Source organism: Pedobacter kyonggii (genome assembly GCF_004310665.1).
In the GTDB taxonomy this organism is placed as follows: domain Bacteria; phylum Bacteroidota; class Bacteroidia; order Sphingobacteriales; family Sphingobacteriaceae; genus Pedobacter; species Pedobacter kyonggii.
The window spans coordinates 95,397-121,002 of the sequence record NZ_SIXF01000014.1 but is presented as its reverse complement, the minus strand read 5'-3'; the positions used below and the strand labels follow the sequence as shown (position 1 = coordinate 121,002).

The 25,606-nt window shown below is 38.2% G+C and carries 15 protein-coding genes and 1 tRNA gene; 14 read left to right on the top strand and 2 right to left on the bottom strand.

Translation table 11 applies throughout. The features are described from left to right. Positions 1-65 precede the first annotated feature (65 nt). Positions 66-557 (top strand): DUF6265 family protein, encoded by a 492-nt coding sequence (locus tag EYS08_RS15150; RefSeq protein WP_131030838.1) that lies wholly within the window; start codon positions 66-68, stop codon positions 555-557. 141 nt (positions 558-698) lie between these two features. Continuing rightward, positions 699-1,379: an NIPSNAP family protein gene (locus tag EYS08_RS15145; protein ID WP_244215968.1), complete on the top strand. Its 681-nt coding sequence runs from the start codon at positions 699-701 to the stop codon at positions 1,377-1,379. Between the two features lie 227 nt (positions 1,380-1,606). On the opposite strand, the gene EYS08_RS15140 is transcribed toward EYS08_RS15145, so the two are convergent. Then, entirely contained in the window at positions 1,607-2,005 is a 399-nt protein-coding gene (locus EYS08_RS15140; RefSeq protein ID WP_131030836.1) for a LytR/AlgR family response regulator transcription factor, read from the bottom strand. A 941-nt stretch (positions 2,006-2,946) separates the two neighbouring features. On the opposite strand from EYS08_RS15140, the gene EYS08_RS15135 reads away from it, so the two are divergent. The 7 genes from EYS08_RS15135 to EYS08_RS15105 all read left to right on the top strand — a co-directional run bounded on the left by EYS08_RS15135 (position 2,947) and on the right by EYS08_RS15105 (position 20,871). Next, entirely contained in the window at positions 2,947-6,837 is a 3,891-nt protein-coding gene (locus EYS08_RS15135; protein ID WP_131030835.1) for a TIM-barrel domain-containing protein, read from the top strand. Between the two features lie 181 nt (positions 6,838-7,018). Next, positions 7,019-11,143, top strand: a complete 4,125-nt coding sequence (locus tag EYS08_RS15130; protein ID WP_131030834.1) for a hybrid sensor histidine kinase/response regulator transcription factor — start codon at positions 7,019-7,021, stop codon at positions 11,141-11,143. Between the two features lie 233 nt (positions 11,144-11,376). Beyond that, positions 11,377-14,541: a SusC/RagA family TonB-linked outer membrane protein gene (locus EYS08_RS15125; RefSeq protein ID WP_131030833.1), complete on the top strand. Its 3,165-nt coding sequence runs from the start codon at positions 11,377-11,379 to the stop codon at positions 14,539-14,541. A gap of 5 nt (positions 14,542-14,546) precedes the next feature. After that, positions 14,547-16,247, top strand: coding sequence for a RagB/SusD family nutrient uptake outer membrane protein (locus EYS08_RS15120; protein WP_131030832.1), 1,701 nt, complete (start codon positions 14,547-14,549; stop codon positions 16,245-16,247). Between the two features lie 19 nt (positions 16,248-16,266). Further along, a complete protein-coding gene (locus tag EYS08_RS15115; RefSeq protein ID WP_131030831.1) occupies positions 16,267-17,784 on the top strand; it encodes a glycoside hydrolase in 1,518 nt (505 codons plus the stop codon). Between the two features lie 130 nt (positions 17,785-17,914). After that, on the top strand, positions 17,915-19,753 hold the full coding sequence (locus tag EYS08_RS15110; RefSeq protein WP_131030830.1) for a glycoside hydrolase family 35 protein: 1,839 nt from the start codon (positions 17,915-17,917) through the stop codon (positions 19,751-19,753). Positions 19,754-19,812: 59 nt separating this feature from the next. After that, positions 19,813-20,871, top strand: a complete 1,059-nt coding sequence (locus tag EYS08_RS15105; protein WP_208745865.1) for a cellulase family glycosylhydrolase — start codon at positions 19,813-19,815, stop codon at positions 20,869-20,871. A 76-nt stretch (positions 20,872-20,947) separates the two neighbouring features. Here EYS08_RS15105 and EYS08_RS25770 read toward each other — a convergent pair whose 3' ends face one another. After that, positions 20,948-21,091, bottom strand: a complete 144-nt coding sequence (locus tag EYS08_RS25770; protein ID WP_165456473.1) for a hypothetical protein — start codon at positions 21,089-21,091, stop codon at positions 20,948-20,950. Between the two features lie 270 nt (positions 21,092-21,361). Between EYS08_RS25770 and EYS08_RS15100 the strand changes: the two genes are divergently transcribed. The 5 genes from EYS08_RS15100 (at position 21,362) to EYS08_RS15080 (ending at position 25,493) form a co-directional block, all read left to right on the top strand. Then, a tRNA-Lys gene (locus tag EYS08_RS15100) sits at positions 21,362-21,434 on the top strand. A 157-nt stretch (positions 21,435-21,591) separates the two neighbouring features. Next, positions 21,592-22,014 (top strand): helix-turn-helix domain-containing protein, encoded by a 423-nt coding sequence (locus tag EYS08_RS15095; RefSeq protein WP_131030829.1) that lies wholly within the window; start codon positions 21,592-21,594, stop codon positions 22,012-22,014. 73 nt (positions 22,015-22,087) lie between these two features. Beyond that, a complete protein-coding gene (locus EYS08_RS15090; protein ID WP_131030828.1) occupies positions 22,088-22,522 on the top strand; it encodes a VOC family protein in 435 nt (144 codons plus the stop codon). Beyond that, entirely contained in the window at positions 22,506-22,955 is a 450-nt protein-coding gene (locus EYS08_RS15085; protein WP_131030827.1) for a DUF1569 domain-containing protein, read from the top strand. The genes EYS08_RS15090 and EYS08_RS15085 overlap by 17 nt, the downstream gene beginning before the upstream one ends. Positions 22,956-23,120: 165 nt before the next feature. Further along, positions 23,121-25,493: an ABC transporter permease gene (locus EYS08_RS15080; RefSeq protein ID WP_131030826.1), complete on the top strand. Its 2,373-nt coding sequence runs from the start codon at positions 23,121-23,123 to the stop codon at positions 25,491-25,493. Positions 25,494-25,606: the final 113 nt, after the last annotated feature.

The window sequence follows — 25,606 nt, the reverse complement described above, 5'->3', positions numbered from 1 at the left end:
TCCACTAATTAAATCATTCATTTATTCTCCAATTAAATTCTTATTTTGGTTATATATGCATGGCTATGAAGAATAACATTTTAATAATTTCGTTTCTTTTGCTCTTTTGCTTTTCTGGCGCAGCACAGGTGAAAAAGGCTACAGTAAAAGACCTGGCTTTTATGACTGGTACCTGGGTTCAGAAAACAGACTGGGGTGATTTGGAGGAATTTTGGAGTGCACCAGAGGGAGAGAGTATGATGAGTAGTTTCAGGTGTGTTAAAGATGGAAAAGCTTTATTTTACGAGTTTGTGGTGATTGAGCAGGATGGACATCTTCCGGTAATGAAAATGAGGCATTTTAATCGTGGAAGTATTGGTTGGGAAGACAAAGAAAAGCCATTGCTTTTTCCACTGGCAGAACTGAAAGGGACCTATGCGCTGTTCGAGTCAGAGGATAAAACAATCCGGTTGAGCTATCAATTAATTGGGAAGAATAAACTGAGCGTTGTACTAGAAGAAAAGGATAAAAGTGGTAAGCAAAAAAAAGATATTTTCAGTTTTACCCGAAAACTTTAAGTATTTTTCCATTCGAAATAATGACCTGCTAATATGTTGCCAAAAATTAAAGTTTCCTGTCTGTTTTTATTTGTGCTATTATCCAGCGTATTTGTGGCCAGTGCATCTAAGATAGATTTCTATCAGATAAAAATTTACCACTTGAAAACCGATGCACAAGAAAAAACAGTAGATGATTATCTGCAGAAGGCATATTTACCCGCATTGCACCGTAGTGGAATTACAAAAGTAGGCGTGTTTAAACCCATTGTAGGCGATCAGGCTGTGGTTATAGAAAAGCTTATTTATGTATTTATTCCTTTAAAATCATTCAATGGCGTTCTGGAGCTGGATGAAAAGTTAGCCAAAGATAAACAATATGCTATTGACGGTAAAACTTACCTTGATGCAGCTTATACCGAGGCTCCTTACGAGCGATTAGAATCTATTGTTTTAAAGGCTTTTGAGGATGCTCCTTATTTTATGCTTCCTAATCTAAAATCGCCGATGAAAGAACGGGTGTACGAATTAAGAAGTTATGAGGCACCTACTGAGAAATATTTTAAGAATAAAGTTCAAATGTTTAACAAAGGTGATGAAATCGGTTTGTTTAAAAGGCTCAATTTTAATGCTGTATTTTATGGAGAAGTAATCGCCGGTAGCCGCATGCCTAATTTAATGTACTTAACCACTTTCGAAAATAAAGCAGATAGAGATGCACACTGGAAGGCTTTCTCGGCAGATGAATATTGGAAAAAGCTCTCTGCAATGCCAGAGTACCAGCACAATGTTTCTAAAAATGACACTAAATTTGTTTACCCAACAGATTATTCAGATTTTTAAGAAAGGTAAAAGAAAGACTGAAGCTAAAAGACTAAAGCTCAAAGCAAAAGGCAAATTAAATTAAATCCTTGCTTCCGTGGAAAAAAAATAACCCAATCCAGATAGATCCTGAAACAAATCCGATAATAATCGGATCAGGAGGACGACCGCTAGGAATAAGCTATGAAAACTTAATGTCCTTAACTGCTTAATGATAAAAAAGAAAGTGAGTGTCTTTAGCGAGCTACTCACAAAAGTATTTCTTTGTTCTTATGTTCAGTCAGAATCAACTGATTCATCGTGTCTTCAAATTTTCCAAAATCGAGGGGTTTAAATAAAAAACAGTTGCCCTTATCAAAGGCATCAATGGCCTTATTATCATCGGCACATACAAACACAACAAATTTTACGCTGTTTCGAAGCATTCTGGCTATATCAATTCCTGATATTTCCATTTGGATATCCAGAAATAGAAAATCAATTTTTCCGTAAGTCCAAAAGGCGGCCATGGCATCTATTGCATCCGTAAAACTTCCTTTTAGTTGGAGTTTGTCTATTTTGGAAACAAAGTTTTCAAGTGTTTTTATACTCATTTGGCTGTCATCTATAATTACGCAGCTATAGGATTGTGATAGGGGGAAATTCATTCGTAATAAGCAATTTTACAAACACTTACAAAATGCTTGCCATTCGATTATTTTTTAAGTTTGTAATACAAAAACGCTTTGTTTAAAATATAACTAATCAATGTTTTATGGTCAAATAGTGCTAAAAATAAACTATTTGTGTGCTTTGTATTTTTTTTGATAGTATAGGTAAAATCATGCTTTATAAGGCCATGGCTAAAATACTTCACTACTCGTAGAAAAGGCGAAAGCTGAAAGCAAAATTAAATTCCGTGTAAATCTGCGTTTCCATAGCAAAAAACTAATCAAAGATTTTGAAATTCAGAATGACACAATTTTAGACCTTGAAACAAGTCCAGGAGGACGATCGCAGGATCTGGGCTATGAAAATCTTAATTCCTTAAATGCTTAATGGTAAGAAAGGTAAAAGCTGAAAGACTAAAGCTCAAAGCAAAATTCCGTGTAAATCTGCGTTTCCGTAGCAAAAAACTAATCAAAGATTTTGAAGTTCAGAATGACGCAATTTTAGACCTTGAAACAAGTCCATGAGGACGATCGCAGGATCTGGGCTATGAAAATCTTAATTCCTTAAATGCTTAATGGTAAGAAAGGTAAAAGCTGAAAGACTAAAGCTCAAAGCAAAATTCCGTGTAAATCTGTGCTTCCGTGGCAAAAAAGCTAGCCAAAAAAGATCCTGAAATAAATTTAGAATGACTCAATTTTAGATCCTGAAACAAGTTCAGGAGGACGATCGCAGGATTTGAGCTATGAAAATCTTAATTCCTTAACTTAATGGCGCTGGAAATAAAATCATGCCTGGTAAAAAATTAGATAGGCAAACGATTGCGCGGTTTTTGTGCCCAAAAACGCACCAGTTCCTTTAATGTGTTTGTTAACTTTATCCCATAGCAACTAAAATTATGAGCTTGCTTAACATAAACACATAACCAAATCAAAATTTAATGACCCCGCATTATTTCTTAAAAAAAAATAAAATAACCGACCCAAAAAATCAACCTAAAAGCGTTGCTTTGGCATGTGTGTTTTTTTTAATTGCCTCTCCGTTTTTTGCTTCTGCTCAGCCAGCTGTTCAGAAAACCAATCAGGTAGCAGAAAAAGTTACCAAAGTGCTTGGTGCAAAAAAGATCAATACCACCACAGTAGAATTGTTGCTTTCTGATAATCAACATTTAACATTAGATTTTTACGGCGATCATATTTTCCGTCTTTTCGAAGATCCTATGGGAGGTTTTATACGCGATCCGGAAGCAAAACCAGAAGCTAAAATCTTGGTGGAAAATCCACGTAGACCAGTTTCAAAACTGGAGATTAAAGATGAGAATAATCAACTGTTCATATCTACGGGTAAGATTACTGTTCTTTTCGATAAAAACAATTCCCTGATCAAAATTATCAACCTTGCAACACAAGCCGTTGCTGTTGAAGAACTAGCACCGATTCAGTTCGAAAAAGGAAAAGTAACCCTTAGTTTGAAAGAAAATCCACAGGAGTATTTTTATGGTGGTGGTGTACAGAACGGCCGTTTCTCTCACAAGGGGAGAGCCATTTCTATCGAGAATCAAAACAGCTGGACAGATGGAGGGGTAGCTTCGCCAACACCTTATTATTGGTCTACCAATGGCTATGCTGTAATGTGGCATACCTTCAGTAAAGGAAGTTACAATTTTGGTGCTAAAGAAAAAGGGTTGGTAAAATTGGCACACGAAACCGATTACCTGGATGCTTTTTTTATGATTAACGATGGTGCAGTACCTTTATTGAACGATTTTTATCAACTTACCGGAAATCCGATTTTGTTACCAAAATTCGGTTTCTACCAAGGACATCTAAACGCTTACAACCGCGATTTTTGGAAAGAAGACGAAAAAGGAACTTTATTTGAAGATGGCAAACGTTACAAAGAAAGTCAGAAAGATAATGGCGGTATAAAAGAATCGCTTAATGGCGAAAAAAACAATTATCAGTTTTCTGCCCGTGCCGTGATAGATCGTTATAAAAAACACGATATGCCTTTGGGCTGGGTGCTTCCAAATGATGGTTATGGCGCAGGTTATGGCCAAACAGAAACATTGGATGGCAACATTCAGAACCTAAAGAGTTTTGGCGATTATGCCCGTAAAAACGGTGTGGAAATTGGACTTTGGACACAATCTGATCTTCACCCTAAACCAGAAATAAGTCCGTTATTGCAGCGCGATATTATTAAGGAAGTCAGAGATGCAGGCGTTCGTGTATTAAAAACCGATGTGGCATGGGTTGGTGCCGGTTATTCGTTTGGCTTGAATGGCGTTGCCGATGTAGCGCAGATTATGCCTTATTATGGCAATAGCAGTCGTCCATTTATCATCTCATTAGATGGTTGGGCTGGTACACAGCGTTATGCCGGTATTTGGTCTGGTGATCAAACTGGTGGCGTTTGGGAATATATCCGCTTCCATATTCCTACTTATTTAGGTTCTGGTTTATCAGGTCAACCCAATATTACTTCCGATATGGATGGTATTTTCGGTGGTAAAAATCTAACCATTAATACGCGCGATTTCCAATGGAAAACCTTTACGCCAATGGAATTAAATATGGACGGTTGGGGCGCTAATGAAAAATATCCACATGCATTGGGTGAGCCTGTAGCTTCGATTAACCGCAACTATTTAAAACTGAAATCGGAATTGATGCCCTATACTTATAGCATAGCTAGAGAAGCGGTTACTGGATTGCCGATGATCAGGGCCATGTTTCTGGAATATCCAAATGCCTATACCAAAGGTACTTCAACACAGTATCAATACCTGTACGGACCTTCTTTCTTGGTGGCGCCAATTTATCAGGCGACCAAATCAGACGAAAAAGGTAACGATATCCGCAATGGTATTTACTTACCTGAGGGAACGTGGATTGATTATTTCACTGGAGAAAAATACACTGGGAACAACATTCTCAACAGTTTTGACTCGCCGTTATGGAAATTGCCTGTTTTTGTGAAAAATGGCGCCATTATCCCGATGACAAATCCAAATAACAACGTTTCTGAAATCAATAAAGCAAACCGTATTTATGAACTATATCCTTTTGGAAAAACTTCATTCACCGAATATGATGATGACGGTGCAACAGAAGCCTATAAATTAGGAAATGGCGCTTCTACTTTAATTGAATCAGCACTAGATCAGAAGAACAATGCCCTGGTTACTATTCATCCTGCAAAGGGCGATTTCGATGGCTTTGTGAAAGAAAAAACAACAGAATTTGTGATCAACGTTACCGAAAAACCGAAAAGGTTAACTGCAAGAGTTGGGGACAGTAAAATCAAACTAAGTGAAGTAAACTCGAAAGAAGAATTTTTGAAGCAGGTTAATGTGTATTTCTACAATGCTGCACCAAACTTAAACCGTTTTGCTACAAAAGGAAGCGAGTTTGAAAAAGTAGCAATGGTTAAAAACCCTCAGTTGCTGGTTAAACTTCAATCTACCGATATTACAATCAATTCTGTAACACTTAGTATAGACGGATTTAAATTTGAACCTGTAGATAAACAGCGCGTATCAATAGGGAAATTAACTGCTCCTGTAAATGCTATGGTAAGTGATAAAAACAGAGAAGCCTATACGCTTACTCCAAGCTGGACCAAAGTGAGCAATGCCGATTTTTATGAGATCGATTTTAACGATATGCATTATACTACTATCCGCGACACTGCTTTATTATTTGATGGCTTATGGGCCGAAACAGCTTATACCTTTAAATTGCGTGCAGTAAACAAAGATGGCTATTCTGATTGGACAGAAATTAAAGCAACAACCAAAACCAATCCTTTAGAATTTGCTATCCAGGGTATTGCTGCCGAAACTACGGTAGAAAACCAAGGAGGCTCTGGTATCAATAAATTGTTCGATTATGATGAAAGTAATACCTGGCATACCAAATGGGGTGTTAAAGCCGTTCCTTTTGATATGATTATTGATCTGAAATCGATCAATCAACTGGATAAATTCCACTACCTGCCACGCACAGGAAGAGGGAACGGAATTTTATTAAAAGGTAAAGTGTTTTATAGCAATAATAAAGAAAGCTGGACAGAAGCTGGTGCATTTGAATGGGCCAATAACGACGAAATTAAAATGTTCAATTTTACTGCGCATCCTGCTGCACGTTACCTCAAAATTGCTGTTGCTGATGGTGTAGGTGGTTTTGGTTCAGGCAGAGAGTTATATGTATTTAAAGTTCCTGGTACCGAAAGTTATCTTCCCGGCGATATCAATAACGACCGTTTAATTGATAAGAACGATTTAACTTCTTACATCAATTATACTGGTTTAAGAAAAGGTGATGCTGATTTTGAAGGTTATATCAGCAATGGCGATATCAATAAAAACAATTTGATTGATGCTTTCGATATTTCAGTTGTGGCTACACAACTTGAAGGAGGTATAAAAAAAGCTAAAATTGATAAAGTTGCAGGTAAACTGGAAATCAGTACGGCTAAACAAGCTTATAACAAAGACGAAATCATCGAAATCAAAGTAAAGGGAATAAACCTGAAGTCAGTAAATGCTTTAAGTTTTGCCCTACCATACAATGCACAGGATTATGATTTTGTAGGTGTTCAACTTTTAAATACCAAACAGATGGATAACCTGACCAACGATCGCCTGCACACCAGTAGCGCTAAGGTTTTGTATCCAACCTTTGTAAACATTGGCAACAAAGATGCTTTAAACGAAACTTCCGATCTGTTTATCCTGAAATTAAAGGCAAAACGCAAACTACAGTTCGGCCTTAAACTTAGTGAAGGTATTTTAGTAGATAAGAATCTCAATTCAGTTAAATTTTAGTTAGTAGTAGTTAGTTTTGCGAAGAGGTCGGTTTTTAACCGGCCTCTTTTTTATTGGCACTAAGTTGAACACCAGAATAGATTCGGTAATAAGTTTGCAAATTGTATCTTTACAACTCGTCTATTTCAAAAGAGGCAGGGTTTAGCTAAGGCATTCTCCCATCAAATTTTGTTGTTCAACTATGAGATTAATTAGTCTAACTTGTTTTATTCTGCAATTTTTTTTCCTCTTTACTCATGTTAAAGCACAGGTATCCCATGTCGATAAACGGCCTGTAATAGCAGGCCATTATGTAATTAAAACCTATGGCATAAATGAAGGACTACCCTCAAAAAGTACAACAGCCGCTTTAAAAGACAAGAGGGGATTTATATGGGTAGGTACTGAAAACGGTTTGTGTAAGTTTGATGGTTATTCTTTTAAAATTTATGTAAATATCCCCGGCGATACCACGTCACTAACCAATAACTATATCAATGCTGTTGTAGAAGATCAGAATGGTGTTTTCTGGGTGGCTACCATGAACGGTTTAAATAAATTCAACCCTGTAACAGAAAAATTTGAGCGTTTTTATCATAAAGAAGATAAGAGAACATCGTTGAGCAACAATAAAATATGGTCGCTACTCATTGATAGAACAAATAAGCTCTGGGTAGGTACCGACGATGGTTTTAACCTTTTTAACAAAAGCTCAGCGTCTTTTACAGTTTATCAGCCCGACATTAAAAATCCAAATGCCATTAAAGGAAAATCGGTTAATGCCATTGCAGAAGATAAAGAAGGAAATTTATGGTTAGGCAATTGGAGCAAAGGACTAAATAAATTTGATCAAAAAACCAAGCGCTTTACCAATTACACACAAAAGGAAATAGCGGGCGAAAAAAATCCAAACGATATCTGGACACTTAGTATAGATGCCGATGGCATGATATGGGTTGGTTGTTATTGGAAAGGCGATCTGTTCAGATTCGATCCGAAAACAGGGAAATTCAACACCTACAGTAGTAAAGGCACTGGTAATGCTTCAGTATTTAGTGTGTTAAATTTAGGCGCAAAAAAAATGCTGGTTGGCGGAAACTCCGGATTATTTTGGGTAAACACCGAATTAAATAAATGGGAGAAAATAGAAGAACTCGAATTTTTTGCCAATGGGGGGCTATACCGCGATAAAACAGGAATGATATGGGTTTGTGGTAAAAATGGTCTCAGTAAAATAGACTTTAACCAATATAAATTTAATTTTATTTCCCTTCCTTTTGGGCAGGCCGACATCAAATCCATCATCAGTTATGGTAAGAATTTTTGGGTAGGCACAAACAAGGGTTTGTTTAAATATAATCCCGATAATCGTTCAGTAAATAAACTGCTGCATACCAGCAATGCAAATAGTTTATCCAGTTCTGACATTATTAACCTATCTACCGATTTAAATGGCAGACTGTGGGTAATGGGCGAAAATGGTTTCGATCGTTACGATGAGAAAGAGAATAAATTTATTCACCACCATCACCGTTCGGCACTTGGTAGTTTTTTTAATGAAGATGTTTTTAGAGATTTGATTGAGGTAAACCATAACGAATATTATTTGGCTACCGATGCTGGTTTGAAAGTGTACAACGATAAAACCCGCAGTTATACACATTACTTTAACGACCCTAAAAACCAGGCTTCATTAAGTAATAATCATTTGTACTGCCTTTTAAAAGATGCGCAGGGTAATGTTTGGATAGGTACATACGGAAGTGGGCTCAGCCGCTTTAACCCTAAAACCAGAAAGTTTAGCAATTACATGATCGATAATTCAAGAAAAGGTGGCATTAGCAATAACATTGTAAATAGCCTTTATCTGGATTCGCACCAAAATGTTTGGATCTGCACCCGCGATGGCCTGAATAAATATATAGCTAAAACCAACACTTTCGAAATATATTCAAAGCAAAACGGTTTTGCAAGCAATGTTTTTACCGATCTGGTAGAAGACAATAATGGCAGGTTATGGGTAACAACCGAACAGGGGATATCACTCTTCGATCCTGTAACCAAAATGGTGAAAAATTACGATGAGAAAGACGGTGTTTATGCCAATGCCGCTATCTGCAAAAATGCAAAAGGAGAAATTTACCTCGCAGGAAGTAAAGGTATCGTTTATTTTAATCCACAACACCTAAAATATAATAAAACAGCTCCGGCGGTTTATTTTTCCGATTTTTCTATTTTCAATAAATTAATTCTACCTGGTGATGATTCTCCATTAAAATTACCGGTGTACATGACTAAGGAGATTACTTTGCCCTACAGCCAAAGCGTGCTTTCTTTTGGTTTTGTAGCACTCAATTATACGCTTTCCGAAAAAAACAAGTACGCTTATTTTCTAGAAGGTTTCGATAAGAAATGGAATTACAGTGGCAGTGAGCATAAGGTTACCTATACCAATTTAAACCCCGGTAAGTATGTGCTAAAAGTAAGGGCGTCAAATAACGATGGCATCTGGAATCTGGAGGGCAATTCTATCGCCATTACCATTACGCCACCCTGGTACCGAACCTGGTGGGCTTTTTGTATTTATGGCTTGGCTTTCTTTGGGATGATTTATGCTTATCTTAAGTACCGTGAGCATCGCACAAACCTCGAATTTCAGGTGAAACTGGCCCATGTAGAAAGTGAAAAAGAGAAAGAACTCAGCGAGAAGAAACTTTCTTTTTTTACCAATGTATCACACGAGTTTCGTACGCCACTTACACTAATTATCAATCCGGTTAAAGAGCTTTTATACAAGAACGATAAAAATGTTGATACCACTGATTTAAATATTGTTTACAGGAATGCAAAACGGCTTTTAAGTTTGGTAGATCAATTGTTATTGTTCAGAAAAGCCGATACCTATGGCGGGAAATTAAAAGTAGCTCCGGTAAACCTGGTGAGTTTGAGTAAAGAGGTATTTCTTTGCTTTGTGCACCAGGCCAGGTCTAAAAATATTGTATTTGAGTTTATATGCGCCGATGAATTGATCCCATTTTATGCTGATAGGGAAAAAATAGAGATTGTGTTTTTTAATCTCCTTGCAAATGCCATAAAATTTACGCCCGAAGGCGGTACGGTTAAAATGATTGTAAAAAGTAACCAGGAAAATATAAATGTGCTTATAGAAGATACAGGCTGTGGTATTACCAGCTTTGCAGGAGAAAAACTCTATGAAAAATTTTATCAGGATCCAGGAAATAAATCAGCAAAAGGAGGTTTTGGTATTGGTTTGTACCTGGCTAAAAATTTTATAGAAATGCATGGTGGAGCGATAAGTTATACCAGCGTTGAAAATAAAAGCACGGCATTTAATATTGCTTTATTAAAAGGAATAAGCCATTTTAAAGATGCGGTAATTTTGCAGGAGGAACTGGTAGATACCGATTCATCGTTATTTAAAGAGTTAATAGAGGATGAAATAACGGCAAATAATATTGTAAAAGCAGCAGAAGAACCATTGATTGATAGTCAGCTCGCTGTGGATTTGAAAACACTTTTGATTATTGATGATAACATCGAGATCAGAGAATACCTGAAACAGGTTTTCAGAATGGATTACCACCTTTATGAAGCGAGCAACGGAGAAGACGGGTACGATATGGTAAAAGAACTATTGCCCGATATTGTGATATGTGACGTAATGATGGATGGTATAACCGGGATAGAACTGTGTAGTAAAATAAAAGAAGATGTAGCCGTTTCACATATTCCTATTATCCTGTTAACCGCTATTTCTGCGCCCGAGGTTAAACTTAAAGGAATAGAGGGTGGGGCCGATGATTACATTAGCAAGCCTTTTGATAAAGATTTTTTAAAAGCGAGGGTGGCCAGTATACTAAAGAGTAAAAATGCGCTGCAAAAATACTTTTACAACGAGATTACTCTTAATTCTAACAACACCAAAATCTCTGCAGAATACAAAGAGTTTTTGGATAATTGTATCCGTATTGTAGAAGACCACCTGATCGATCCCGATTTTAATATCGATATACTTACTGCGGTTATCGGTATGTCGAGATCTAATCTTTACCGCAAAATAAAATCCATTTCAGGTCAGTCAGCGAATGGCTTTATCCGTTTCATCAGGTTAAGGAAAGCTGCCGAAATTTTTATCAATACCGATAAAACCATTCAGGAAACTTCTTACATGGTGGGTATTAACGATCCGAAATATTTTAGAGAGCAGTTTTATAAGCTCTTTAACATGAACCCATCGCAGTACATTAAAAAATTCCGCAAGCCGTTTTCCAATAACATTAATACCACAGTTAAAAAAGGTAAATAGCAAGTAGCCATTCATCTGTTATTTTTTAATAATTGGCCCCAAAGTATTGTTTTGGGGTTTTTTCGGTTTGTTTACCCCTCTAATTTGGATTGTTTGTACCCCATGGGAGTTGTTTGTTGGCGCTAATTTAGCCTTCCATAAAGCAGTGCTATAATCGCGATTCCGATAGAGGGTTCTGTTGGGTAGGTTATAAAAATTGATCTGCTAACCAAATATTAAACTTGCAAACCAATATGAGAAGAAAAGTTCTGAAAGGATTTTTGCCAAAATTCTTTACAATTAAAACACTGGCATTTCTATTTATCGTATCCATCAGTTTACCGGCAATGGCATCTTTAAGTTCTGTTAAAACAGGTAAAAGCCAGCTTAAAGAAATTGTGGTAACGGGTACCGTAACAAACGAAACAGGTGCTACATTTCCAGGTGTAGCGATTAAAATTAAGGGAACAGAAAAAGCGGTGCAAACAGATGCGAATGGTAAATACAGCATCAATGTTTCGGCTAAAACTGACATACTTATTTTTTCATTTGTAGGCTATACCAACCAGGAGCAAGCGGTTGGTGATAGAACAACCATTAATGTTCAGCTTAGTGCCGATACCAAAACGCTAAATGAATTAGTGGTTGTTGGCTACGGAACACAGAAAAAAGCAACATTAACCGGTTCAATCTCGCAGGTAAAAGGGGCCGACTTGGTTAAGAGTCCGCAACCGAATTTATCCAATTCATTAGCCGGCCGGTTTTCTGGGGTGGTAATTAACAATAGAAGCGGTGAGCCGGGTTTTGATGGCTCAAACATCACCATCAGGGGTTTGGCTACAACCGGGAGCAACAGTGTATTAGTTGTTGTAGATGGAATACCCGGGCAAATTGGTGGTCTGGAACGCCTAGATCCAAATGATATTGAAAGTGTTTCGGTACTAAAAGATGCCTCTGCCGCCATTTATGGTAACAGGGCAGCCAACGGTGTAATTTTAGTGACTACGAAAAGGGGAAAAACAGGTAAGCCTACTATCAATTATAGTTTTAACCAGGGGTTTAGCTCGCCAACAAGATTACCTAATATGGCTGATGCGACAACCTATGCACAGATTATGAATGAAATTAATTTCGATTCAAATCCTGCAGGCGGCCTTAATCAGTCGTACACTGCAGATCAGATTGAGAAATTTCGCAATGGTTCCGATCCACTGTTATATCCCAATACTGATTGGATTGACCAAACCTTAGAAAAAACTGCGTTGCAAAGCCAACACAGTCTTTCTATTAACGGGGGCAGCGAGGATGTAAAATACTACATGTCGTTAGGTACCGTTTCTCAAGATGGTTTGTATAAAAATGGGGTAACCAAATACAATCAATATAATTTCCGCACAAATATAGATGCCAACGTTTCTAAATACCTTAAAGTTGGCTTATCGGTATCAGGCAGGCAAGAAAACCGTCTGTTTCCTCAGGTAGGGGCTGGCGATGTTTTCAGATCCATTTATAGGGCAAAACCTATTGTGTCGGCTTATTATCCAAATGGTTTACCAACAACTGGTATAGAAAATGCAAATCCAGCCGTACAGGTTACAGATATCGGCGGTACAAACAAATCGCCAACGCAGGTTTTAAATGGTATTTTGAGAGCTAGTTTTATTATTCCTGGAGTACAGGGGCTTTCTGTTGATGGTTTCTTTTCTGCTGATAAATCCAATGTATTTAGCAAAAGTTTCAGCAAACCATACCTGCTCTACCAATACGATCCTACATCTAAAAACTATAATAGCGTGATTGTTGGTGGCAATAACCAAAAAGCTACCTTGACCGAAAGCCATAAAAATGAATCGTTGCTTACCACAAATATCAAACTAAATTACGCACGTAAGTTTAACCTGCATGATATTAATGCTTTTGTGGGTTACGAACAAAGTGAAAATCATTTAGAATATTTCGATGCACAACGTTTTAATTTCCTTTCTACTTCTTTGCCTGAACTTTCTCAGGGAGGTACTGCCGCTACGGATTTCTTAAACTCAGGCTATAGCACAAATTATAACCGCCGAAGTATAATTAGTCGTTTGGCTTACAGTTATGATGATAAATACCTTTTTGAAGGGCAGTTGCGCGTAGATGGGTCATCAATTTTTCCTCAGGGTAAACAGTATGGTTATTTTCCTTCAGTTTCTGCAGGGTGGGTAATCTCAAGAGAAAAGTGGTTTAATGAAAATATTAAATTCGTTGATAATTTAAAAATCCGTGCTTCATACGGAGCGCTTGGTAACGATAACGTAAATGGTTTCCAGTACTTTGATAATTATGTTCTTGTTGGAAATGGATTTGTAGCCCAAAGCCCAGGTGCAACATCATCAACAATACAGCCGGGTGTAAACTTAGTTAAACTTGCAAACCCGAATATTACCTGGGAAGTAGCCAAAAAACTTGATATCGGTTTCAATGCCGTTATATTTAAAAACTTCAGTATCGAAGCCATCTATTTTCAACAAAAAAGATCTGATATCTTGGCTACCCGTAATGCATCATTGCCAGGTTCTTCAGGAATTGTAAACCCTTTCGGTTCTGATCCGCTGGTACCTTCAGAAAATATTGGTAAAGTTAATAATACTGGTTTTGAAGCTACTTTAGGTTATAATCACAATGGCGAAAGCTTTAAATGGAATGCATCAGGCAATATCACTTACGCAAAAAGTAAGGTGATTTTTATTGATGAAGCCAGTGGTACACTAGATTATCAACGCCAAACCGGCAGACCATTAAATGCAAACCTGCTTTACAATAGTATTGGCATATTTAGAACACAACAAGAGTTAGATGCTTACCCACATGTAAGTGGCGCTAAAATTGGCGATCTTAAATACCTTGATTATAACAATGATGGCAAAATAACCGCCGATGACCAAACCAGAACACCATATAGTAATATCCCTCAGATTACTTATGGTTTTACGCTTGGTGCTTCTTATAAAAACTTTGATGTATCGATGGTATTGGCTGGGCAAACCCAGGTAAGCCAATACGTTTTGCCAGAATCTGGAAGTATCGGTAACTTTTACAGCAGTTGGGCCGATAACCGGTTTAGTGCATCTAATCCGAACGGAACATATCCAAGAGTAACCGATCGTGCATCAAACGCCATTAGCGGTGGGCAGTTTAACAATACTTTTTGGTTAAATGATGCCTCGTTTTTAAGGCTTAAAAATGTAGAAATTGCTTACAACATTAAGGCCAGTTTCTTAAATCGGATCAATGTTTCGGGATTAAGGCTTTATGCGAGTGCATTTAACTTGTTCACCATTTCTAAAGTAAAAGATTACGATCCTGAAGGAACCAGTGGCAGTGGGCAGTTTTATCCACAGCAACGCATTATTAATTTGGGCGCCAACATTAAATTCTAAACACCATGAAGAACAAATCAATATATATATCACTTTTAGGCCTGTCTCTTATCTCAACGAGTATTGTAGGCTGTAAAAAAGATTTTTTAAATGTAGAACCAACAGATCGGATCTCTACATCTGCAATAGAAACAGATACGGCTGTTTTTGAGGCTTATGTAACCAATCGCTATATTGCCAGTAGATTACAGGATAAAGAAGCCGACGGCTCTGCACCTGGTTTTGGCAGAGGTTTTGAATATAGCATGTGGAGCTCATTTACCGATGAATCTATTTATAATAATGATGATGCCACCTGGTTGATTCAAAGAGGACAGCTGGCACCTGAAAATTTAGGCAGTGCTGGTGTATATTGGGGAAGGAGCTACAAAAGTATCAGAGAATGTAATTATGCACTCGAAGTGCTTGGTAAAATTGGAATGAGTGCAACACATAAAAAACAATTAGTTGCGGAGCTTAAGTTTATTAAGGCCTTCCGTTATCAGGATTTAATTAGGAATTATGGTGGCGTAGTTTTAATGGGCGATAAGGTAACGAACCTGACCGATAATTTACAGGATCCAGCACTGTTTCAGCGCGCGTCGATTAAAGAATCTATAGATTATGTAGCGGCACAGCTAGATCAGGCCGCGGCAGATTTACCTTTGGATAATAGCAGTAGCTGGATGGTAGGAAGGGCAACAAAAGGCGCTGCACTTGCGCTAAAATCCCGCTTGCTTTTATATGCTGCTAGTCCGTTGTATAATGCGGGTACCTGGCAGGCAGCTGTTACGGCAGCTCAAGCAGTTATTTCTCTAAATAAATATGGAATTTACACGGGCGGTTATGGAAATTTATTCTTAACCGACCAAAGCAATGAAATTATTTTTGCGAGGTTGTTTACAAAAAATGCAAACCATACCCATTTAGAAATTGCCAACGGGCCAAACGGTTATGGCGGTTGGGGAGGAAATCTTCCAATGCAAAACCTGGTAGATGATTACGAAATGGCCAATGGTAAAGCCATTACCGATCCTACATCTGGTTACGATAGCAACGAACCTTACAAAGACCGTGATCCGCGTTTTGCAGCAACCATTTTATACAATGGCGCAGCATATCGTGAACGTAATGTAGAAACCTTTATTCCGGGAGGAAAAGATAGTAAAGATGGAAATGATAACTGGAATACAACCAAAACAGGTTATTACCTTAAAAAATTCATGAATGATGCATATCCATTGCAAAACCCTTGGGGTAATGCAGGGTTTCAGCCTTGGATTTATTTTAGATATGCAGAAATTTTGCTTAATTATGCAGAAGCGGCAAACGAAGCTTATGGCCCTGATGCTGTTCCTTCCGGATCAACAATGTCGGCAAGGCAGGCTATTAATATGGTAAGAGCAAGGCCAGGTGTGAATATGCCTGCATTGGCCGTAGGGCTTACCCAAACACAAATGCGCGATGCGGTTCGTTATGAGCGTAGGGTAGAGCTTGCTTTCGAAGAGCATCGTTTTTACGATGTAAGAAGATGGAAAATTGCAGATGTAACTGAAAACAAACCTGCTGCTGGAATGATTATTACCAAAACAGGTACTGCGTTTACTTATACACCTAAAGTTGCTTTAGATGGGCGTAAGTTTGAAACCAAACATTATTGGTTGCCAATACCAAGGGCCGAGATTTTAGCCTCTGGAGGTAAATTACAGCAAAACCCAGGTTATTAATAAGACAATTTAACCATCAATGATAAAGTATTATAAACAAATCGGCTACTTTCTTACTTGCATTTCCTTGTTTTGCTATGGTAATGCTGAGGCACAACAAACTGTAAAGATTGAAATTGACCCATTGGTTCAATTTCAATCAATAGAAGGCTTCGGTGCTTCTGATGCATGGACTTGTCAATTTGCCGGATTATGGCCAGCAGCGAAAAAAGATAAGATGGCTGATTTGCTTTTTAGTACGCAACTAATCAAAACAGGTCAGCCCCTTGGCATTGGCCTTAACATGTGGCGTTTCAGTATTGGTGGTGGCAGTGCCGCCCAAGGTAAGGCAAGCGATATTGGCGACGAATGGCGTCGTCAATATGCTTTTCTGCAACCAGATGGTAGTTATGATTGGAACGCAATGCCAGGACAAACCTGGTTTTTAAAGGCTGCTAAAACCCGTGGTGTAAAACAGTTTATTGGCTTCGTAAACAGTCCACATGTGCTTTTTACCAAAAACGGAAAAGCATATTCTACCGATGGTAACTGCAACCTGAATTTTGATAAACTTCCCGAGTTTTCTGCTGATCTCGTAGCTACAATTAATGGAATAAAAAAAACAACAGGCATAGAACTTGATTACCTCAGCCCTGCAAATGAGCCACAGTGGAAATGGAATGAGCACAAACAGGAAGGCTGCCCATATAACAATACCGAATTGGCCCAGCTTTATAAAGGTGTAAATGATGCTTTCGCTAAAAATAAGATCAAAACCAAAATACAGATAGGAGAAGCAGGTCAGCTTGATTATTTATATGATAATGGAAATGAGGCAAAGGGAAATCAGGTGTATCAGTTTTTTAATGCTGCATCTCCGAATTATGTTGGCAATCTTTCTAACATAGATCAATCTATTTCTGCTCATAGCTATTTTACAACAAGCCCTGAACAAAAATTTATAAATACCCGTAAAAAAACAGCGGAAGCAGTAGCCCAGATACCAGGTTTAAGGTATTGGATGTCTGAATATTGTGTGTTGGGTGATGATGTGCTGAAAGGCGAAAAGCGCGATCTGGGTATGGTAACCGCTTTGTTTATTGCAAGGTTAATCCATCATGATCTGGTGATATCCAATGCTACATCATGGCAATGGTGGCTAGCCGTATCAACAGGCGATTATAAAGACGGACTGGTTTATATCGATAAAAATAAAACCGACGGGCAGGTGTACGATAGTAAAATGTTATGGGCTTTAGGCAATTATAGCCGTTTTATTGGTGCTGGTAGTAAGCGGCTTCAGGTTAAAACAATTGAAGAAAAAGTACCACAGGTGTATGTATCGTCTTACCTCCAAAATAAAAAGCTCGTAACGGTAGCCGTTAACCCTTCAGAAAACGATCTTGATCTGGATATCGATGTAAAAGGGAATAAGCAAAGTTTTGTACAAACCTATGTTACTTCAGCCGAATACAATTTATCACCCTATAAACAATATAAGGATACGAAACGTGTTCGTGTTCCTGCTAAATCTGTAACCACCATACTTAGTAATTAATTTTCTTAGTCTGTAATTATACAGCTCTTTATTTTTTATCTCAATCATTTTGTTTTGAGCTGAAAAGCACTTTACAAATCGATATGGGAAAACTATGCTTTTAACTTTTTAAATATTAAATATATCTTAAATGAAACCTACCCTCAAATTCCTGAAGATTGCAGTAATTTTAATTACTTGTTTTTCCAGCTTTGGTGTCTTTGCACAGGCTCAGCACACTTTTAAACTTGCAGATTCTGTTTTTCTGCTGGATAATAAACCCTTTCAGATCATTTCAGGTGAAATGCATTATCCCCGCATACCAAGAGAAGCCTGGCGTGATAGAATGAAAATGGCTAAAGCGATGGGCTTAAATACCATTGGTACCTATGTATTTTGGAATGTACATGAACCGCAGAAAGATCAGTTTGATTTTTCTGGTAATAATGATATTGCCGAATTTGTACGTATCGCAAAAGAAGAAGGATTATGGGTATTGCTTCGCCCTAGTCCATATGTATGTGCCGAATGGGAGTTCGGTGGTTATCCATTTTGGTTACAGAACATTAAAGGTTTACAGGTAAGGAGTAAAGAAGCACAATATTTAAAAGAATATAAAGAATACCTTACAGAGATTGGTAAACGTTTAGCGCCATTGCAGATTAACCATGGAGGAAACATCTTAATGGTACAGGTAGAAAACGAGTATGGTTCTTACGGAAATGACAAAGAATATCTGAAGATCAATGCCCAGCTCTTTAAGGATGCTGGTTTTGACGGCGTACTTTCTACCTGCGATCCTGTTCCTGCATTAGAAGGTGGTCATTTAGCTGGTTTGCTTCCAGGTGTAAATGGCATCGATAATCCTGCTCAGATCAGAACGCTGATCAATAAATATAACAATGGTACCGGACCTTATTTTGTGCCAGAATGGTATCCGGCCTGGTTCGATTGGTGGGGTACAAAACACCATCAGGTAGATCCAAAAACGTATGCCGATAAATTAGATACCGTACTTAAAGGAGGGATTTCTATTAACATGTACATGTTTCATGGCGGTACAACCAGAGGTTTTATGAATGGGGCAAATTATAACGATTCTACAGCTTACGAACCGCAGATTAGTAGTTATGATTATGATGCACCATTAGATGAGGCAGGTAATGCAACGCCAAAATTTATGCTTTTCCGCGAAGCGATTAAAAAGAATTTGCCAGCAAACCAAACACTTCCTGTTGTACCTGCCGCCAAGCCGGCAGCTGCATTGCCAGTAATTACTTTTACTAAATCAACAAATATCTTTAACCTGGTTGGGAAACCTCAATTAAGTGAACAACCACTAACCTTCGAAGCCCTTAACCAACCTTATGGTTTTGTATTATACAACAGCACAATAAAAGGTGGGCGCAAAGGTGTGATTAAAATCAACGAACTGCGCGATTATGGATTAGTATATATCAATAAAAAACTTGCGGGTGTTTTAGATAGACGACTTTATCAAGATAGTTTGGTCGTTAATCTTCCCGCTGGCAATGTACAACTTGATATTTTAGTTGAAAACATGGGTAGAATTAATTTTGGTCCTTACCTGCTTAAAAACAACAAAGGGATTACCAAAAATGTAACTTTTAATGGTAAAGAGATTAAATCATGGAAAATATATCCCTTGCCATTTGATAAAATAAATGCCCAAAAAATACAGCCAAAAGTAAATAGCCAGTCTGCGGCGGTGCTTAAATCGGCTTCCTTTAATTTAACGAAAGTTGCCGACACTTATTTGGATATGCGCCAGTGGGGAAAAGGACTGGTTTGGGTTAATGGACATAATTTAGGTAAATATTGGGCTATCGGGCCACAACAGACCATTTATTTGCCTGCAGAATGGCTTAAAAAGGGAAAGAATGAAATTGTAGTTTTCGAACTGCTTAAACCTAAACAAGATACATTAAGCAGTTTAGATAAAGCTATTTTAAATGAACTAAAAAAATAAATCACATTTCGATTTTCTTCTGGTTAACGCCCCACTAACCAAATATTAAATCATTACCTATGAAAATTAAAACGTCAATTGCAACAATGGCTGTTATGTTAAGCGTGTGCTTAATGGGCTGTGAAAAAAAAGAATTAATTACAGAAACTCCGCTCGAAATTGATAAAACGGATGTTACAGATGCTCAGAAATTAAATGTAGAATCGGTTGGTGCTGCAGGCATTGCAGGCGTAAATTGGGCGGATGGCCGCGACAATTTTGTTGATGGCTGGGTAATCCCCTCAGGCTTAACCGCTGGTGATGATTACACCACCGTATCGGCAAAGGCAAATGCGATATTAACGGGTTTTCAAAATAACATGCCAGGTGTAAATACAGTAAGGTTACCAATTAATCCGCCAAGTGTATCCGATTCGTGGTGGGATGCATATACTGGCGCAATAGATCGTGCATTAAGCAAAAACATGAAAGTGATTTTGGCTTATTGGGAGAGTGCATCTTCCCGTAATGGCACTATCGATGACACTACTCAGTTTTGGGCCATGTGGCAAACTGTAGTTAACAAATATGGAAGTAATGCAAACGTGTATTTCGAGCCCATGAATGAGCCGCATGGTTATACATTGGCCCAACTAACCACTATTTATGCCGAATGGCTTTCCCGTTACCCCAATGTAAGCAAAGGCCGGATTCTTTTAGGTGGTACCGGCTATTCGGAAAATGTAACAGCTGTTGGTGCAGATAGCCGCTTTTCGAGCTGCCTCTTATCCCTGCATAATTATGCATTTTGGTCTACCAGAACACAATCGGCCTGGGAAGCTGACTGGCGAAGCCGTTTCGGTAATTATGCAAGCCGTACCGTGGTTACCGAATATGGTGCAGCCATGACTACGGGTAAAAATTATACCGGTTCGGTTGGTAGCGATAATGAAATTGCCTATATAGTTGGTTCTACCAATGTATTTAGGAACGATAAAGTTGCCAGTGTGTACTGGCCAGGGCTTAGAGATAATGATAGTTACAGTATTCAGAACCGTGGCGGAAGCGGAACAAATATTACCTTAACAACTACCAATCAATCGGGATTAACCCGTATCAGATATGGCTGGGGTTTATAAGGTGTAAGAAAAAAATCCGTCTCATAAATTATTGTTTAAGAGACGGATTTTGCTCTTCATTGTTATATAAATGCATTTATTTATTCAAAATTTCATCAGGAAAAGGCACTACTTTTCCTGTCACTTTTTCTATAGCCATTTGTACGCCACATTCTTTTAAGGTTTTGTCTAAAAGCATGGCTAACTCCGCGCAAACGTTTGATATGTTTATTGTTTTCAATCTATGCTTTTGTAGTGAAAAACGAGGGTAGATGCAAAATAGGTTTTGAGGTGTTAAAACATCATTTTTATGTTATATATCGGTTTTGATGACAAAGAGGGTGGAAAAATAAATAAATAATAAAATTTCTGATCGTATTTAACAACATGATCTCTAAATATTTAGCGCTGTTTTGTTTAATTAAGGTTAAGTTTTTATTAAATAGATTGACCTTGTTCTTTGCGGGAATGAATTTAATTTCTAACTTCGCAGCCTCGAAAGGGACAAAATGATTCCGTAGCTCAGCTGGTAGAGCATTACACTTTTAATGTAGTGGTCCTGGGTTCGAATCCCAGCGGGATCACAATAAGCCTCACAGAAATGTGAGGCTTATTGCATTAAAAAAAAATTCTTCTTATTTAACAATACCTGCCAAATCTATTCTTTTCATCATTTGTATCAGGTAGCGCTTAAAATTTTCGTAACTTTCTAAAACCGAAAAATTAGACCGTTTACCGATTATGGAGCAATATCCAAAAGTTTACCTATATCGACGGATTGTTCAGGCAAAACTTTTCATCGATAAAAATTATGCTGAAAGAATAGATCTTAGTTACATTTCTGATGAAGCGTGTTTTTCTAAATTTCATTTCACCAGGCTTTTCAAAACCATTTATGCTAAAACACCACATCAATACCTTACATGGGTAAGAATTGAAAAAGCCCAGCAGCTATTGCGTGAAGATAAAAGCGTTTCTGAAACTTGCTTCCTGGTAGGATTTGATAGCTTAACTTCGTTTAGCGGACTTTTTAAACGCAATGTAGGTGTATCTCCTTCAAGTTATCAGGCACAGATGCAGCAATTAAAATTAGCCATTAAAAAATCTCCGGTTTCTTTCGTGCCAAGTTGCTTTGCCCTGCAACATGGCTGGTTTGAAAAATAGCAATTATGAAGAAGTGATTGTTTAAATCATTGCGGAGATTTGGTTCAACATTTATAAAATTAAACTGAGAACCATGATTACCAAAATGACCATCACCAACATTCATGTCCTGAACCAGGATAGTGCTTATGACTTTTATGTAAACAAATTGGGCTTTAAACTTGTGGATGATATCCCGATGGGGCCAGAAAGCCGTTGGCTAACCGTGTCGCCACCAGAGCAGCCCGATTTGCAGCTAGTATTGTTTCCTGTTACCGTTAGTAAAATATTTCCAAAGGATGTAGCAGAAACATTGATAGGATTGATCAAAAAAGGGATTTTCGGCTGTGGCGTGCTTACCTGCAACGATATTTTCGCAACATACGAAGAATTAAAAGCTAAAGGAGTTGAATTCATAAAAGCGCCAACCAAAGAGTTTTATGGAACTGAGGCTTTATTTAAAGATGATTCAGGAAACTATTTTTCATTGCAACCGCTAAATAATTTTGGTAATGAAAACAGTATTTGAGCAATCAACAAGAAGTGAATTAATTGATAGGGTTAATTCACTGACCGAAAACAATAACCGGCTTTGGGGTAAAATGAATGTTTACCAAATGGCAAAACATTGTACCATCTGGTTCGAATGGGTTTTAGGCAAAGATAAACCAGTTTACAGAGTCGATTTTTTAGGTAAGATATTCGGTCGGATGGCGCTTAAAAGCAATACGAAAGATGATAAACCGATAGGTAAAAACATGCCTGCAGGGAAGTTTGCTATTAAAGAAAAAGAAGGAGACCTGAAACAACAGCAAATTATTCTGATCAAGTGCATCGAAGAATTTGAAAACTATGATAACCCAGATTTTGTCCACGATTTTTTTGGTCGAATGACCAAGGAGCAAATAGGCGTTTTTTCTTATAAGCACGCCGATCATCACTTAAGGCAGTTTGGTGTTTAATACCAATTGTTCGATAGTGTACACTTATCGTTCGGTAACGGACAGTATTGTAGATGTTTTTTATGTAAGTTAATGATTATCAGTAATTTGTTTCTTTCTATGGCTGTTGGCACGAACTTAGTAAATTACAATTCAATCTCATATTAACGATAAACCTTTGCCGCCATGTTCAAACTCAATTTAAAAATAGCTTTACGAAACCTTTGGAGAAATAAGACTTCTTCTGTTATTAATATTATTGGTTTGGCAATAGGTCTGGCTTCCTGCCTTTTACTGTTATTGTACGTGAATTACGAATGGAATTTTGACAGGGGATTCAAAGGTGCCGACAAGGTTTATCAGGTGATGATCAATTTTCAGGATGCATCAGGAAAGATCACCAGTACGTATGGTGCTCCTGGAAATGGCGTCGACGGAGCAATCAGAAAACGGATCCCGGAAATTGATGCGGTAGCACGTATCGCCGGAGGCGGGAATACACTAATTGCCAACGGCAGAACAAGTTTCAAAAAGGTTGGAGTATTTGCAGACCCAGAGCTACTGAAGATCTTCAATTACGAATTTATAGCTGGTAATCCCGCTACAGCCCTTGATGTACCGAATTCTATTGTTATAACAGAACAGACCGCAAAACTGTTGTTTGGCGGGGTCAATGTGCTTAACAAAAGCATCAAATACAAAAACGAAAGAGATCTGACCATTACTGGTGTGATCAAAGACTTTCCGGGCAATACTTCCATCAAGTTCGATTATATCTTGCCCTGGTCTTTCCATGAACAGGTAAATGAAAATGCCAGAATCTGGAGTTGGGCAAGCTTTAGCTGGCTAGTGATGGTAAAGGTAAACGACCCCTCAAAAGTCGATCTGATCAACAGCAAGATCAAGGGCATATTTAATGAGAGAACTCCTGATACAAAAGGCGAGAATTTCTTATTTCCATTCGCCAAAACACACCTCTATAGCAAATTCGTTAACGGAAAGAGTGTTGGGGGTGACATTGAAAGAATTTATCTGTTCATTGGGCTGGCCTTTGGCATCCTATTGATTGCCTGCATCAATTTTATGAATATGGCGACTGCGAAATCCGAGCGTAGGGCAAAGGAAGTGGGCATCAAGAAAACCATTGGTGCCACAAGGGCTTCATTAATTATGCAATTCCTTACCGAAGCAATGGTGCTGACAATAGGAAGTGTTTTGCTGGCTATAACTGTTGTCGAACTTACTTTACCCATTTTCAACAATTTGCTTGGTACAGAAATCTCTATAGATTATGGCAATATATGGTATTGGCTGGTCATTTTTGGGGTGGTATTGGTAACTGGATTGCTATCTGGTTTATATCCTGCGCTGTTCCTCTCTGCTTTCAATCCCATTCAAACTTTAAAAAGAAAGGCGGCAAGGGCAAAGTCAATCCCTGTTAATTTGAGGCAGGTGTTGGTTGTTGGGCAGTTTTGCTTTGCCATTATGCTAATCATCGCTACGCTGGTGATCTACAAACAGATTAGCTTCATCAAAAACAGGCCGATTGGCTACCAGGCAAATCTGCTGGCAGAAATGCCGCAGGAGGGCGAGCTTGCCCGCAAATTTGAAGTATTTAAATCGGAGGTCTTGAAAACAGGTGCCGTCACCGCCGTCAATCAAGCCTCTGGCAGTTTTTCCAGCGTGAGTAATTGGTTTTTGGGTTTCGAATGGCCTAATCAGGCTCCAGGAGGGCGGGAGATTGTTTTTAACCGTTTGGAAACAACTTACGATTTTGTGAAGACCAGCGGTGTGGAACTGGTTGCTGGACGTGATTTTTCTAAAGACTTTGCCTCTGATACAGCAGGGGTCTTGCTGAGCAGCTCGGCGGTGAAGGTGATGAATCTACAAAGTCCGCTGGGCACTATGGTGAAACTTCATGGCAACGAATTGAAGGTAATTGGGGTGTTTAAAGAGTTCATTTGGGATTCACCATATCAGTCTGGAAGACCAATGATCATCAATTTTAACAGGGACGCAGGTTTTAACATCAACATGCGTCTGAATCCATCTAACAGCTTGAGCCGGAACGTGGAATTGATCTCAGCAGTGGCAAAAAGGCTGAATCCGGGTTATCCAGTCGACGTTAAGTTTGTAGATAATCTGTTCGCTCAAAAACTGCAGTCTGAAAAAACCCTGGGCATATTGGCCAACCTCTTTGGCAGCATAGCTATATTTATTTCCTGCATGGGGCTTTATGGCCTAGTAACTTATAGTGCCGAACAACGTACGAAAGAGTTTGGTGTGCGCCGTGTATTGGGCGCCTCAGTGAGCAATATCATGAAACTACTCTCGGTTTCTTTTCTGAAAATGGTATTTGTCGCGGCATGTGTTGGTGCGCCCTTAGCTTATTATCTAATGAGTAAATGGCTTACCAATTTTGAGTTCAGAACAACTATATCGTTATCAATTGTTCTAATATCAATAATTGGAACTGCAGTGATAGCATTTTTAACGGTTGGTTTTCAGGCTTATAAAGCCGCGAAGGCTAATCCGGTTGAAGCTTTAAAATATGAATAAGCTGGCCGTCTTTGTTTTATTTTGCTAAATGCTGACATTTTAGACAAAGTAAGGTTGACGTTTTGAACAAAACTAAGCCTCTTGCAGTCCATTATTTTTGTTGTGAAATAAAA

Bases quoted from the DNA above. Each gene is read 5' to 3' on its own strand.
- EYS08_RS15090 (WP_131030828.1), top strand. From the start codon at position 22,088: ATGATTACCAAAATGACCATCACCAACATTCATGTCCTGAACCAGGAT.
- EYS08_RS15115 (WP_131030831.1), top strand. From the start codon at position 16,267: ATGATAAAGTATTATAAACAAATCGGCTACTTTCTTACTTGCATTTCC.
- EYS08_RS15085 (WP_131030827.1), top strand. From the start codon at position 22,506: ATGAAAACAGTATTTGAGCAATCAACAAGAAGTGAATTAATTGATAGG.
- EYS08_RS15120 (WP_131030832.1), top strand. From the start codon at position 14,547: ATGAAGAACAAATCAATATATATATCACTTTTAGGCCTGTCTCTTATC.
- EYS08_RS15130 (WP_131030834.1), top strand. From the start codon at position 7,019: ATGAGATTAATTAGTCTAACTTGTTTTATTCTGCAATTTTTTTTCCTC.
- EYS08_RS15105 (WP_208745865.1), top strand. From the start codon at position 19,813: ATGAAAATTAAAACGTCAATTGCAACAATGGCTGTTATGTTAAGCGTG.
- EYS08_RS15125 (WP_131030833.1), top strand. From the start codon at position 11,377: ATGAGAAGAAAAGTTCTGAAAGGATTTTTGCCAAAATTCTTTACAATT.
- EYS08_RS15150 (WP_131030838.1), top strand. From the start codon at position 66: ATGAAGAATAACATTTTAATAATTTCGTTTCTTTTGCTCTTTTGCTTT.
- EYS08_RS15135 (WP_131030835.1), top strand. From the start codon at position 2,947: ATGACCCCGCATTATTTCTTAAAAAAAAATAAAATAACCGACCCAAAA.
- EYS08_RS15080 (WP_131030826.1), top strand. From the start codon at position 23,121: ATGTTCAAACTCAATTTAAAAATAGCTTTACGAAACCTTTGGAGAAAT.
- EYS08_RS15110 (WP_131030830.1), top strand. From the start codon at position 17,915: ATGAAACCTACCCTCAAATTCCTGAAGATTGCAGTAATTTTAATTACT.
- EYS08_RS15140 (WP_131030836.1), bottom strand. From the start codon at position 2,005: ATGAATTTCCCCCTATCACAATCCTATAGCTGCGTAATTATAGATGAC.
- EYS08_RS15095 (WP_131030829.1), top strand. From the start codon at position 21,592: ATGGAGCAATATCCAAAAGTTTACCTATATCGACGGATTGTTCAGGCA.